Genomic DNA, 14,082 nt, shown 5'->3' with positions numbered 1-14,082 from the left:
ATCTAAACCTGATTTGGTGTCAATTAAAGTTGTAATAGCACTGACTAAATTTTCATTTTTTCGTAATAATAGTGTCTTTCGATGCAAATTTAGACTTGAAAAAGCATTTTTTCGAGAAAAAAACGCGAAAATTGTAAAAAGGTTATTGACAGGATTTACTCATCGGGCTTATGATTTATTCGAAACGATTCGAAGAAATCGCTTCCACATTAAAAGTGTTGTAATGAAGTCCATGTGAATCAACGTTGGCTATGTTTTGAAACGATTCGAGAAAATCGTTTCGATAACCCATCGTAATACAAGGGAATCTACAACAGCCTGCAATCCAACGCCAGAGAAACGAATGAGTAAAGACAGCAGGCGATGATGAGAGGGGTTACATTATGGCACATATAACGATTGAAACTGGATCGTCAACCTTATGCATGAATACCAGCATACATGTTGTGTCCAGTGACTCTGGAGAGACTTCAGGCGGTACACTATATCTGTTGCACGGTGCAGGCGATAATGCGAGTACCTGGCAGCGGTTGACCACAATTGAGATGTATGCAGCGCAATACGGCTGTACTATCATTATGCCGGAAGTGAATCGAAGCTATTACACCGATATGGAATACGGCCTGAATTACTTCCACTACATCACTCAGGAGTTACCTGAAATATGCAAGCGTCTGCTCAATCTGAATCCTGATCCGGAGAAAACATACGTCGCCGGTTTATCCATGGGTGGATATGGTGCACTGAAATGTGGACTAACTTATCCAGAGCGATATCGCAAAGTAGTGTCTCTATCCGGTGTAACGGATATCCAGACACGACTTCATGATCCCCATATGCCAGCGACCATGATCAAGGAAATGAAAGCGGTTTTTGGAGAACGTTTACAGGTGAAAGCCGATCAGGATATTTACGCACTGTCGGCCAAGCTGCTGGAACAGGGTGTTCCTTTACCGGAAATCCTCAGTTGCTGTGGCGATCGTGACCCCTTCGTAGAGATGAATCGCGACTATGCGAGATACATGCAGGGGACTGCCTTTGATTTTCGGTATGTGGAGACGCCGGGGGCTCATGAATGGAAATTTTGGGAGCACCACCTGAGAACGATGTTTGATTTTCTGTACAACGACAAGACCATAGTAGAGTGAGGAGATGCAATGTGAAACCTGCAGCCGAAGGACCTAGCAAAAAGCTGAAGGGAAACGTGAAGGGCAATTCGCTCTGGACTGAAATCTGGAAGCACCGAATGACATACACCCTGCTTATTCCGGGGCTTGTCTGGCTAATCCTGTTTGCCTACATGCCGATGGGTGGCCTGTCTCTGGCATTCAAAGATTACAAGGCTAACCTGGGCATCTGGGGAAGTCCATGGAGCGGATTCGAGAACTTCAAATATGTTTTCCGTGATCCAACCTTTATCGACGCGGTATGGCGTACGCTGTACATCAATATTCTGAAACTGATTATTCAGTTCCCGTTCCCGATCATTCTGGCGTTGTTGCTGAATGAATTACGGATGCGCAGAGGAAAAAAATGGTTCCAGACCGTTCTTACGTTCCCGCACTTCCTGTCCTGGATCATCGTATCCGGGGTAGTCATCAATGTGCTGGCATATGACGGACTGGTAAACAGCGCGCTCGGATTACTCGGATTGCCAACGATTAACTTCCTGGGCTCCGAATCCAACTTTGTACCGATGCTGCTGTTGACTGATATTTGGAAATCAAGTGGATGGGGCGCGATTATATTCCTGGCTGCCATTTCCGGTATTGACCAGGATCAGTATGAATCAGCACAGATTGACGGGGCTTCCCGTATGCAACAGATGTTCAAAATTACTTTACCGAACATCCTTCCAACCATCACAATCATGTTTATTCTCTCGGTTGGTGGATTGATGTCTTCCGGGTTTGACCAGATATTCAACTTGGCAAATGCCGCTACCAAAAATGTATCGGAAGTACTCGATGTATATATCTATCGGATTACGTTCCAGTCATCAACCGATTTCTCATTCTCGACAGCGGTCAGCTTGTTCCGTTCCCTGGTGAATATGGCCTTGCTGCTTCTTGCTGACAGATTTGCCAAATGGCTTGGCGGAGACGGTTTGTTCCGATAAGAGAGGAGGAAAAATGAGATGAGCAAGAAAGCTAACAAAAAACCGAGAATTGGTACAGAAAAAATGACACTTCTCGATTACATTATTTTTGCCGTATTACTAGTGCTTGCCCTGATGATCCTGATTCCGTTCTGGAATGTCATCATGATCTCGTTTGCTACACAAAAAGAATATGCTGACAATCCATTTTTGATGTTCCCTAAAGAATGGACATTGGATTCCTACAAGGCATTGTTCGCTGACGGAACGATTCTGTCGGGGTACAAAAATACAATTATATTGCTAGTCATCGGCTTGCCACTCAGCTTGTTCCTGACAACAAGCATGGCATATGGCCTTAGTCGCAACAAATTCCCGTTTAAGAAATTTCTCTTTTTCATCGTACTGTTCACCATGATCTTTAATGGTGGTATCGTACCGTTGTACCTGATCATGAAATCACTTCATCTTACAGGTACGCTTTGGTCCGTCATCCTGGCGGGAAGCTTCAGTGCTTTTAACATGATTCTGATGATGAACTACTTCTACACCTTGCCTGAATCACTCATGGAATCGGCGAGATTGGATGGAGCCGGAGAGTGGAGAATTTTGTTCTCTGTTGTTCTTCCGCTGGCTACACCAATTATGGCTACAATCACGTTGTTCTACGGTGTGGCTTACTGGAACAGTTGGTATGATGCGATGATATTCCTTCGAAAAGCGGATCAGTTACCGCTCCAGAATGTACTCAGAAACATTATCGTGACATCTCAGACGAATGCATCCAACGCATCCAGTGTGGATGCTGCCCAGGCAAGCAACTTCTCCATGGGCATGAAGATGGCAGCCGTATTTGTCACCATGGTACCAATTATGTGTTTCTTCCCAATGCTGCAAAAACACTTTGCCAAAGGGGTATTAACAGGGGCAATCAAGACCTGATTATACGTATAGGATTTTGCAATAGAATTCTACTAAAAAACATGGGGGTAAAACATGAAAACGAACAAAAAGTTATCAGTAAGAGCTCTCTTTGCCATTACGCTTAGTGTAGTTATGCTGATGGTGACCGCTTGTTCCAGTCAAGGAGCTTCAGGTGGTAACGAAAAAGATGCAGAGGGAAATTACAAAGACAACCTGACCATCTCTGTAGCTAACCTGACAGAAATCAAAAACGGGAACCTGGATAATGAATTCCACAAGTTCTGGACAGACAAATTTAATTTAACATGGGACTACAACTATATCGATTGGGATTCATGGGGCGAGAAGCTTCGTCTGTGGATCAACTCTGGTGACTTGCCGGATGTAGCGGTATGGAACTACGTACATGGCGATGCCATTAACAGCATTGAACAAGGTTTGTTCTACAAATTCCCGGATGACTGGAAGGAACGCTGGCCTAACGTGGCAGCAGCTTACAATTTGACGGGTCTTGGAGACAAGTTGGAAGAATTGACGGGTGGAACATATGTCCTGCCTAGACCAATCTATTTCGAGAACAAACCGGCTGACCCACTGACGAACCAAATTGGTGTCATTGCGCTTCGTAAAGACTGGGCTGAAGCAGTTGGTTTTGAACTGAAAGATGCTTATACAACAACCGAATTGAACGAATATGCTGCGTTAGTGAAAGAAAAAGATCCAGGCAAAGTGGGTAACAAACTTGTACCTCTGTCCTACAATGCGGCAGATGCCATGACAAACATGATTATGCCAAACAGTGTGCATGCCATGACTGACTCTCCGTTCTACAAAGGTGAAGATGGTAAGTTTCACTGGGGACCAGCTGATCCTGAAACGCTGACAGGGCTTAAATTGATGCAAAAAGCCTATAAAGATGGACTGCTCAATCCTGAGTTCTACACATGGAAAAACAATGAAGGTCAAAACAACTTCAAAGTAACCGGTACAGCTGCTGTAACAAGTCTGGGCGGACTGGCTTCGTACAGACAAGGTCTGGATTCTGATATGAGAAAAAATCTGGGTGTAGATAGTGATGAACTGGTACACACAGCAATCGTAGTAGGCGATGACGGTAAATACCGTAACATGGAGCAAGCCAACTTCTGGTCCGCACTGATCTTCAACCCTGATATCAGCGATGAGAAATTTGAACGGATCATGGATCTGATCGATTACTCTGCAACCAAAGAAGGACAGTTACTCATCAACATGGGCTTTGAAGGAACCGATTGGAAATATGATGAAAACAACGAACTCGTTAGCTTGTTGCCAGAAGGAACAGTATTGGAAGATAAATACCCAGCACGTTTCGAAGGTCTGTACCTGCTCGGTGACGACTTCAGTGTTGTAAACCCTGCAATCAAAAAAGATTACCGTGATAGAGCCGTGAAATTGTTCGAAGAAAAAGCAAAACTTGGTACAGAAGGCAAATCGCTTGCACCATACGATTGGGATGTCAACCTGTACGATTCCAAAGCTAAGAGTCAGGCTTCATTCGACTACCAGAATGAATATGCCAACTTGATCCTCAAAAACGGAGATCTAGAGGCAAACTGGAAAGAATGGGTAAACAGTAAAATGTCCCTGGTTCAACCTTATCTGGATGAGCTAAACGATAAATTCTAGTAATCATTCAGTCATTAATTTTGAACCCGGTGCGCGGTCTCTCCCCGAACGCAGCCGGGTTCTTTATTTCAACAACTTGTAGTGGAGGATACGATCAGATGAATAACGAGCAGTTGTTAGACCTGGTGAAACAGATGACGTTGGAGGAAAAAACAGCTCAGCTTCTTCAGTTGACTGCCAACTTTTATGAAGGAACAAATGTTGAAGGTCAGATTACAGGGCCGATGGAAGAGATGGGAATTACGGAGCAGTCCGTGGATGCCAGTGGGTCCATTCTGGGGTTGTCCGGTGCGCAGGCCATCATTGATGTACAGCAAGCTTATATGAAAAAAAGCCGTTTGGGCATTCCGCTTTTGTTCATGGCTGACGTAGTTCATGGGTTCAAAACCATTTTCCCGATTCCACTCGCGATCGGTTGTTCATGGGACACAGAACTGGCCGAGAAAAGTGCTGAAATTGCAGCACGTGAATCAGCTGTATCCGGTTTGCATGTTACCTTTGCACCTATGGTGGATCTGGTTCGTGACCCGCGCTGGGGTCGTGTGATGGAAACGACAGGAGAAGATCCTTATCTGAACAGCTTGTTCGCGGCTGCGTTTGTACGTGGATATCAGGGCGATAGCTTGAAGGATGAACCTGATCGCCTTGCGGCCTGTGTGAAACACTTTGCTGCATATGGAGCGGCTGAGGGTGGTCGGGATTACAATACGGTGGACATGTCCGAGCGTAACCTGCGTGAATACTATTTGCCAGCATACAAAGCAGCGCTGGATGCGGGCGTGGAGATGGTCATGACTTCGTTCAATACGGTTGACGGTATTCCGGCAAGTGGCAATGAGAAGTTAATGCGCGGCATTTTGCGTGACGAGTGGGGCTTTGATGGTGTACTGATCTCGGATTGGGCTTCCATTCGCGAGATGATTGCGCATGGCGCTGCGGAAGATGATCGTGAAGCGGCATCTCGTGCTATTCGCGCAGGCGTAGATATGGAGATGATGACACCTTGTTATGTGCATCATTTGCCTGAGCTGATTGAGAGCGGTGAAGTGGAAGAGAAGCTCATTGATGAAGCCGTTCTGCGAATTCTGCAACTGAAAGAAAAGCTGGGATTGTTCGATAACCCACTTCGTGCAGCTGATCCTGAACGTGAACGTGAGATTGTTTTCTCCAAAGAGCACCGTCAGGTATCGTATGAACTGGCAACCAAATCAGCTGTCCTGTTGAAAAATGATGATAGTGTGCTTCCGCTTCAACCTGACGCTAATGTAGCCCTTATTGGTCCTTTTGCACAGAGTGCTGATATTCTGGGCTGGTGGTCCTGTGAAGGGGTTAAGGAAGATGCAGTTAAGTTGGGAACAGCTCTGCAAGAACGCTTGACAGGTGGGAAAGTTCAATTTGCTCAAGGCAGCAATGTTCATACGATTACAGCTGAGCAGATTGCCGAAGCCCTGGAAGTAGCAAGCAAAGCAGATCTGATTGTCCTTGCTCTTGGTGAAGACTCCGAGATGAGTGGAGAAGGTGGATCACGCACGGATATTCGTCTGCCGGCGGCCCAATTGGAATTGGTTAAACAGCTCAAAGCAGCGGGAAAACCGATTGCCAGCGTTATTTTCAACGGCCGTCCATTGGATCTGCATGGTGTAATCGATGAATCGGATGCTGTTCTTGAAGCCTGGTTCCCAGGTAGTGAAGGCGGAGCAGCGATCGCAGATGTTCTGACAGGTGTAGTCAATCCATCTGCACGTCTGACGATGTCTTTCCCGCAGTCCGTAGGTCAGATTCCGGTCTATTACAACCATTTCAATACAGGTCGTCCACTGAACCCGGAGAAGACGGAAGAACGTTATGTCTCCAAATACATTGACAGCCCGAATGAACCTTTGCTTCCGTTTGGTTATGGTCTCTCATACACTTCGTTCTCTTATGGTGATCTTGAAGTGTCAAGTAACGAGATGACTGCTGAAGAGTCCCTGAGCATCCAAGTACGTGTAACAAACACGGGTGAGCGCGCAGGTGTGGAGACCGTTCAGTTGTACGTTCGTGATGTAACAGGTGAAGTCGTTCGTCCTATGCGTGAGCTGAAAGGATATGTGAAGCTTGCACTTGCGCCAGGCGAAAGTGGTACAGCCACCTTTACATTAAATGAAGAACAGCTTCGTTATCACCATTCCGACTTAAGCCACCGCAGTGATCGAGGCGAGTTCCATATTCTTGTGGGTGCAAACAGTCGGGATACGCAGAAGAAATCATTCAGACTTGTTTAACTGGTGAATGGAAAGAGTAATGTGTCAGGCCTTTTGTTATGGAAGGCCTGATGAACATAACAGGGGAGCGAAGAATGTGGTCAGTATCAAGGATATCGCCAAACAGGCGGGAGTTTCCATCTCTACTGTGTCATATGCGCTGAATGGCAGCAACAAAGTGACCGATGAGACGAGTTCCAAAATTTTGGCCATTGCCAAAGAACTGAACTATGTTCCAAATGCCGCAGCAAGAACACTGAAGAAGAGGGAATCCAAAATTCTAGGTGTATTCTTGACCGATTTTAGAGGAGATGTGTATGGAGACTTGCTGAGTGGCATGAAAGCCGTATGTAATGCTCAAGGCTATGACCTGATCGTGTGCAGTGGTAAACAATCCCATCGCATGCTTCCAGAGAGGATGATTGATGGTGCGATCATTCTGGATCATACGTTTGCAAGTGAGGAACTAATGCAGTATGCCGATCGTGGGCACAAAATCGTTGTATTGGACCGTGAGATGGATCATCCCAACATTAATCAGGTTCTGCTGGATAATAAGGCCGGGGCGACACTTGCGATGGAACATCTTATTGAACAGGGACATAAGAAAATCTACGTGGTGACAGGACCGGAAGGTTCGTTTGACTCTGTGCAGCGGTTAAAGGCTGTGAGACAGGTTGCGGAACGTGAAGCCGATGTGGAATGGATTGAGATCACGGGAGATTTTGAAAAGAGTGGTGGAGAACAAGCCGCAGATCAGATTGTGCAGGTGTATGATGGACCCGCAGCGGTATTCTGCCTCAATGATGAGATGGCTATTGGTTTGTGTGATCGTCTCGCAGACAGTGCACTTGGCGTTGGTCAGGAGATTGATGTCATCGGATTCGACAATATTGAATTGAGCAAGTACGTCCAGCCGAGATTGGCTAGCATTGATTATTCCAAACGCAAGTGGGGATCGCTCGCTGCTGAACAATTGATCAAAATTATTGCTGGAGAACCCGTCGATCATGAACGAATTTATGTGACATTAGTTGAGGGTGGGTCGGTTTGTGGGCCTATTCCGTCTGATTCGGTTATAGCTATGCGGAATGACCAGGCGGTTAGCTATTGATCCCGAATACAGCAAGAGACAAGGCTTAGAAGAATCGAATCATTCTTTTAAGCCTTGTCTCTTGCTATTTCGGGGATAAAGCAATAGAAAAAGCCTCTCCGAAGAGAGGGTTGGCCTTTACAGGCCTTTTGTCTTGTCATTGTTGTAGGATGAAGTGAGAATGCCTGTAATGAAGAGAGTCAATACAATTGCAATAATCCAGAATGTCAGTGAAAATGACATACCCTTCGCACCTCCTGCACAAGCTCATTTTCTTCTATTATAACCATTATAGGTAGAAAAGGAATGCTTCACCCTATTATTTGTAAAATAAAAAGTGTGTGGGCACCGGTCTGAGGCTGCCATCTGAAGGATTATTCATAACCCGATTATTCAGAATAAGCGAGGAAGATCCACCGCCATCCAGATTATAGGCGTCGATCACCCCAAGCTTGTACAACCGTCCTTGCAACTCTTCAAGGGTAGCGCCGGAACCTCCGCCCTCATTATATCCGTCTACCACAATGATTAATAACTGATCGTCCTTATAATTGCCAATGACTGTACGTGGTGCTCGTTTGGGTGATACTTTCCATTTGTCTGGAATTGTGGTTTTACGTCCATTCTGTAGCAGCACCGGAACAAATGTAGCCCCAAATTGTGGTTGCAGGCGATCTAGTGAGTTTTTGTCGAAGAACTTGCCTCCAACCAGCTTGCCGGCATCGTTAAGTCCTACAAAGAACAGATCTTTGAAACTGGCCTGAAAACCGTTCACGTATTTCCCGTTCATGACGGTTGTGCTAAGTGGATAACGCTTGCCGCCACTGTCAGCAAATCCACCTGCGTTGATCCCGGCAATTGCACCGTTACGCTTCACAGCCTGCATGGTCGTCTCAGAACGACCAGGTTCACTGTCTAGAGCCATCTGCATGGCCGCAGGGTCTTTAAGCTTGATCTTCATGGCATAGCCCTTATAGCTGCCAGGGTTCACTCTGTACATTTCAATCGTTAGCCGGTCACTGTCTACCCGTTCAAATGGAACACCAAGCTTGGATGAAATCCGTTTGTTGTAGATCGTTTCCGGACGATCCGCCTGGGCTGAAGCCTTCTGCACAAGTGCAGACATCGTACTTGTTGTTTTATTATAGAGCTGTGTCGTTCTTTTAATAGAAGAAGAAGTCTGGACAGCAGCATCTTTTGCCCCGGCAAGCTCTTGGCTAATTGCTTGGGTCCGGGGTGTAATCGTGTCCTCTGACAGTTCGGTAGGCATCAAACCTCCGGGTTCAAGTGAAGGACGAAAAAGCAGCAGGCAAAGTATCAATCCAACAAAAGGAGCGAGTGCAAGCATAAAAAAACGATTAACCTGTTTGACGGGTGTAATCATTTGAGCAGGTCCATCTTTTTCTGGAGTGTCTCCAGTTGTTTTTTGACTTCGCTCAGCTGGGTATACAGTTTGTTGCTGTTATCCGTTTTGTCACTTGCATTATCCTTGGTGAAGGTCAGCAATTCATTGAAGGATTGGACTTGTCCCTGCAGGTCTTCTACTTCCTTTGATATCGTTGTTAGCTGATTTTCATAGTCGGTTTTTAGCGCTGCAATCTGCTGCTGATTATGGGCTTGAAGCTGGTTAATCATCTGTTGCTGGAGATGGTTACTATAATAGTAGGTTCCAACTACTCCTAGTGCAATGAGAACAATCCACATTACCAGAAACAGCTTGATTGAAGATCCGGCCTTGCCTTTGGCGCTCCGGGTGTGATGGATGTCAGAGGGCGGGGCAGATGGTTTCATAACATCACTCCTGGTCATTGATAGGTACAAAAAAATTTCCAGTCCTCATTCTATCATGCCCCTATTGATTACGCAAAAATGAAATTCTTTACTTAATAGAGTAAAAAGAGATTGCATCGGAAGGAAGTCCTAGGATACAATTTCTTATAGATGCAATAAGTAGGAACTTTGGGCAGGTTTTTCGACTTTTTTAGATAGAAATGCAGGATATTTATACTATATTTTGACCTTTCCGGGGATGGGAAGATGGACGTCATGGTGTTTTTATAACAAAATACAGTGAAAATAGAGCTTTTTTATCGGCTGTATCCTGTATTTATCTGTTTTTCGACATAATCCGACCTATGCTTCTTCTATACACGGACTGTCGCAAAGACGATAGAGTCATCATGACAGAAGTTGGAAGTTATTTGTCCAATACATAACAGGGGGAACAACAATGAAAAAAGTATGGCAGGTGGTCATCGTAGATATCCACCCCACCAGCATGCTCGGTACAAAATTGATTTTGGAAGAGCAGCAAGATCTGACGGTACGAGGCATGACTTCGACCGGGACAGAAGGGCTCGATCTGGTGAATATGCACCAGCCTGATCTGATTCTGATGGATTATCGTCTTCCAGAGGGGCAGGCAGATCAATATATTGCCCAGATGAAGAATCTGTCAGCTCACAGTCACATCATCATTTTGACGGATGAAGACAATGTGAAGCTGTTTCGTCATCTGATGAGTCTTGGTGCAAGCGGCATGTTATCCAAACAGGCTTCCCCTAGCCAGCTGATTCATCTGATCTCTGGGTTACGTGAGGGCCATGTATCCATTCCATTGTCGTGGTTAAACAGTGCGGAGTGGGCGCAACCCGTGGAGTCTCCGACAGAATCACGTATAATTGAATTAACAGAAACCGAAACTTTTATCATGGAAAGAATTGTTCAGGGTGTAACCTATGATAAAATAGCGAATGAGATCAACGTTAGCAGACGTTCCATTGATAATTATCTGCGTAAAATATACGTGAAGCTGGAAGTAAGCAGTAGAGCACAGGCCATTGAACGTTATGCCTTGCATGCTAGACAAGTGAAGACGGGATCCTGACGAGACAGGTTTGTTCTTCCCATAATCACAACTGGTCGGTTATGTATCCGGTCATATTCGATGGCGAGCAGGAATAGGTTGTAGGGCTGCGGACTGCGAATACAGTTTCGGAATAGGCATGAAAGGGGAACGGATCGATGAAATATTTCTTTGCTTCCCGTACCAACAGGCTTTTGTCATCACCACTGAGGGATATACGTGAGATGTCTGGCAGGGATTATTTCATTTCTCTGGCAGAAGAATTGCCTGCGGAGGAGTTGTTTCCTTTCAAATTGTTGGAAGAAGCAGCGGTGTCTGTCTTTAGTTCAGGCCCCTCCGCATTGCAATATGGAGAGCCGGCAGGTTACACCCCCCTAAGAGAGTGGTTGAACAAAGACTGGAATGCACGCAAAGGCATACGAACGGTACCCGAGCAGATTCTGTTGACCACTGGTACCCAGCAGGCCATCGATCTGGTGATGCGTCTATTGCTTGAGCCAGGAGATTCTGTACTGGTTGAACATCCCACTTCTCCAGGCTGTCTTGAGGTTCTGGAGATGCAAGGAGCCAGGATTGTGCCCGTAATGGGTGATCGGGACGGCATACTGCCAGACCTTTTGGAGCATCACATGCAGCAGGTTAGACCGAAGCTGCTTTTTGCTGCACCTAGTTTCTCAAATCCGACCGGTGCTTTGTGGAGCATGGAGCGGCGGGTGGCTGTCCTTGAGCTGTGTTCGCGCTATGGTGTACTGCTTGTGGAAGATGATTCTTACGGAGAGCTCCACTTTGATGGCCTTGAGCCAACGGAATTCTATCGTAAATATCCTTCACTCTTTGCACTGGATACTGCCGACCAGGGTGGACATGTTCTCTACATTGGTTCGTTCAGCAAAACGGTTGCGCCCGCTCTTCGAACCGGATGGGCTGCTGGACATCCGGCGCTGATTCAGGCCATGGCCTCAGTTAAACGGATTGCAGATGGTCAGTCCAGTCCGATGAATCAGCGGCTGTTGTATCAGTTGCTTGCCCATTCCCCGTTTCGTTGGAGTGATCACCTATCCATGTTGAATCGGGAGTATAAGACAAGACTCAAACTGATGCTTGAACTGTTGAAGAGACCAGGCTGGAAAGGGTGTCAGTACAACATCCCTGAGGGCGGAATGTATCTGTGGGTACAGTTACCTGAAGGACTGGATAGTGGCGCTCTGCTTAAGGCGGCTTTGCCCAAAGGTGTATCTTTTCTTCCTGGATCGTTATGCTCCACAGGTGTACAGGATCAACGTTACATTCGATTGAACTTTAGCCATCCGGGCCGGGATGAATTGCTGCTTGGCATGAACCTGATCAGTGAAGCCATTTCCGAATTTACGGCTCGTAGCTAAGTCAGATCAAAAAATAGATTATGTAGCAAAAATTAAAATTGGTTCATGACCAAAGTAATTACGTTATTGCATCCACTAACATTTTTATATATAATATGAATTAATGAGTTGTTGGTTTCTTTATATAAGCTGCAATTGTGGTGAGTTCAGAAAGGGCACTCATATATTTTATCTAACGGGGGAAAATTCAACATGTCTAATATTTTATTCGTTAAAGCAAATGACCGTCCTGCAGATCAAGCAGTCAGCGTTAAATTGTACGATGCATTCTTGAGCGCATACAAAGAGTCCCACCCAGGTGACACAGTTACTGAGTTGGATCTCTACAATACAGAATTCCCATTCTATGGTAACACTGCAATCACAGGTACTTACAAAGCAGCTAACGGTTTTGAATTGACAGCTGACGAGCAAAAAGCAGCTTCACTTGCAGCACAGCTTCAAGATCAATTCTTGGCAGCTGACAAAGTGGTATTTGCATTCCCGCTCTGGAACTTCACTGTTCCTGCACCATTGGTAAACTACATTGCTTACCTGAGCCAAGCTGGTAAAACATTCAAATACACTGCTGAAGGTCCTGTAGGACTGGCTGGCGACAAAAAAGTAGCTTTGCTTAACGCACGTGGTGGCGTATATTCCGAAGGTCCAATGGCAGCTGCTGAAATGTCCCTGAACTTCCTGAAAACAGTTCTCGGCTTGTGGGGCATTCAAAACCCTGAAGTGGTTATCGTTGAAGGTCATAACGCTTCTGCAGATCGTGCTGAAGAAATCGTTACTGCAGGTCTGAAATTGGCTTCTGAAGTAGCAGCAAGCTTCTAATAACAATCTTCTATATAGAATACACAAAAACACCTGTCGTCCGTTGGAGATGACAGGTGTTTTTGCATTCTCATTTTTTATATCACTTACTTCAAGTAATTCCGTATCAGATATGGCCTGTGTTTTTCAAGTACTGCTCGGCTGTCTCAGCGATATGCGCAAGGTCGTCCTTATGTTCACCAGATACAGAATACGTTACATCAAGTTCATTAATGGTTCGTTCAATCATATCATTATCTTCAAGCATGTGTGCATGCTCGGTTAACGCCTGTACTCCCTTAATTGTCAGAATATACTTTCCACGGGAGAGGCGTTCGAACCAGCCATAATAATTTTTTTGCAGAATCGCCGCGGCAGAACCTACACCAGTCTCTCTGGCGAGGTTGGCGGGAGAGGCTTCTCCGTTCGTTCGCAGAGCGGATGCGACCCGTAAGGCTTTTTCGCGATATGCCGTGACAAGCTGTCTGCGTGTGCTGCCTCCCGTATTGTAGTCTCCGCTGCGTTCGTCGAATTCCTTAAGCAGGCGTTTCCGTCGAACACCGCTTTTGCGAGCCACCTGATTGCGACCAGTGAGGGGGATCTGGGCGGAAGGCTCGCACAATACATCAATCAGGGGAGGTTTGGTTTTGTAAAATGTGACCGTTAGCAGCCCCAGACCGAGCTGTCTGCATAATGCAGTCAGTTCGCTCCAGCGTTGGTTCACGGCGCCACGTTTGCTGCGATTGCGCTCGACGGCCAGATACACGAACGGGCTAAGCTTCAAGCGCTGCATGCCCTGCAACAACAGGGAGAGGTTAAATGTTTTTTTCATCTCCACAATTAGTGGTTCCTCCTGATCCGATCTGACCCCAACGAGGTCACAATGTCTGACTTCCGCCTTCACGTCGAAGCCACGCTGCTCGAAGAAAGCCTTCACAGGCAAATATAATTCGGTTTCGTATTGCACTGCCATCGTTCGTGCTCCTTTCCTAAAATGCCCTGGTGATCTG

The 14,082-nt window shown here is 46.0% G+C and carries 12 protein-coding genes; 9 read left to right on the top strand and 3 right to left on the bottom strand.

The genetic code is table 11. The features are described from left to right. The first annotated feature begins 383 nt into the window (after positions 1–383). From J7E78_RS14255 to J7E78_RS14230, 6 genes are all read left to right on the top strand, one after another. A complete protein-coding gene (locus J7E78_RS14255; RefSeq protein ID WP_215076921.1) occupies positions 384–1,148 on the top strand; it encodes an alpha/beta hydrolase in 765 nt (254 codons plus the stop codon). Between the two features lie 11 nt (positions 1,149–1,159). Further along, positions 1,160–2,119, top strand: a complete 960-nt coding sequence (locus J7E78_RS14250) for an ABC transporter permease (RefSeq protein ID WP_215076918.1) — start codon at positions 1,160–1,162, stop codon at positions 2,117–2,119. A gap of 18 nt (positions 2,120–2,137) precedes the next feature. After that, the gene (locus tag J7E78_RS14245; RefSeq protein WP_215076917.1) at positions 2,138–3,040 is read left to right on the top strand and encodes a carbohydrate ABC transporter permease; all 903 of its coding nucleotides are present in this window, start codon (positions 2,138–2,140) and stop codon (positions 3,038–3,040) included. 54 nt (positions 3,041–3,094) lie between these two features. After that, positions 3,095–4,690, top strand: a complete 1,596-nt coding sequence (locus J7E78_RS14240) for a type 2 periplasmic-binding domain-containing protein (protein ID WP_215076915.1) — start codon at positions 3,095–3,097, stop codon at positions 4,688–4,690. A 98-nt stretch (positions 4,691–4,788) separates the two neighbouring features. Continuing rightward, entirely contained in the window at positions 4,789–6,954 is a 2,166-nt protein-coding gene (bglX, locus tag J7E78_RS14235; protein ID WP_215076912.1) for a beta-glucosidase BglX, read from the top strand. 76 nt (positions 6,955–7,030) lie between these two features. Continuing rightward, complete coding sequence (locus J7E78_RS14230) at positions 7,031–8,047, top strand: LacI family DNA-binding transcriptional regulator (RefSeq protein WP_215076910.1); 1,017 nt, start codon at positions 7,031–7,033, stop codon at positions 8,045–8,047. A 298-nt stretch (positions 8,048–8,345) separates the two neighbouring features. On the opposite strand, the gene J7E78_RS14225 is transcribed toward J7E78_RS14230, so the two are convergent. Beyond that, positions 8,346–9,410, bottom strand: coding sequence for a phosphodiester glycosidase family protein (locus tag J7E78_RS14225; protein ID WP_215076908.1), 1,065 nt, complete (start codon positions 9,408–9,410; stop codon positions 8,346–8,348). After that, complete coding sequence (locus J7E78_RS14220) at positions 9,407–9,817, bottom strand: uroporphyrinogen-III C-methyltransferase (protein WP_215076906.1); 411 nt, start codon at positions 9,815–9,817, stop codon at positions 9,407–9,409. Before J7E78_RS14220 ends, J7E78_RS14225 begins: the two co-directional genes overlap by 4 nt. A gap of 439 nt (positions 9,818–10,256) precedes the next feature. Between J7E78_RS14220 and J7E78_RS14215 the strand changes: the two genes are divergently transcribed. The 3 genes from J7E78_RS14215 (at position 10,257) to J7E78_RS14205 (ending at position 13,093) form a co-directional block, all read left to right on the top strand. Beyond that, positions 10,257–10,913: a response regulator transcription factor gene (locus J7E78_RS14215; protein WP_215076904.1), complete on the top strand. Its 657-nt coding sequence runs from the start codon at positions 10,257–10,259 to the stop codon at positions 10,911–10,913. Positions 10,914–11,050: 137 nt separating this feature from the next. Then, positions 11,051–12,274: an aminotransferase-like domain-containing protein gene (locus J7E78_RS14210; RefSeq protein WP_215076902.1), complete on the top strand. Its 1,224-nt coding sequence runs from the start codon at positions 11,051–11,053 to the stop codon at positions 12,272–12,274. A 192-nt stretch (positions 12,275–12,466) separates the two neighbouring features. Next, a complete protein-coding gene (locus J7E78_RS14205; RefSeq protein WP_215076900.1) occupies positions 12,467–13,093 on the top strand; it encodes an FMN-dependent NADH-azoreductase in 627 nt (208 codons plus the stop codon). A 106-nt stretch (positions 13,094–13,199) separates the two neighbouring features. Here J7E78_RS14205 and J7E78_RS14200 read toward each other — a convergent pair whose 3' ends face one another. Beyond that, positions 13,200–14,045: a DUF2161 domain-containing phosphodiesterase gene (locus J7E78_RS14200; protein WP_215076899.1), complete on the bottom strand. Its 846-nt coding sequence runs from the start codon at positions 14,043–14,045 to the stop codon at positions 13,200–13,202. Positions 14,046–14,082: the final 37 nt, after the last annotated feature.

Origin of the sequence: Paenibacillus polymyxa (assembly GCF_018614975.1) — a bacterium.
Classification (GTDB): domain Bacteria; phylum Bacillota; class Bacilli; order Paenibacillales; family Paenibacillaceae; genus Paenibacillus; species Paenibacillus polymyxa_E.
The sequence above is the reverse complement of the archived record's forward strand: the minus strand, read 5'-3'. Positions and strand labels throughout refer to the sequence as shown.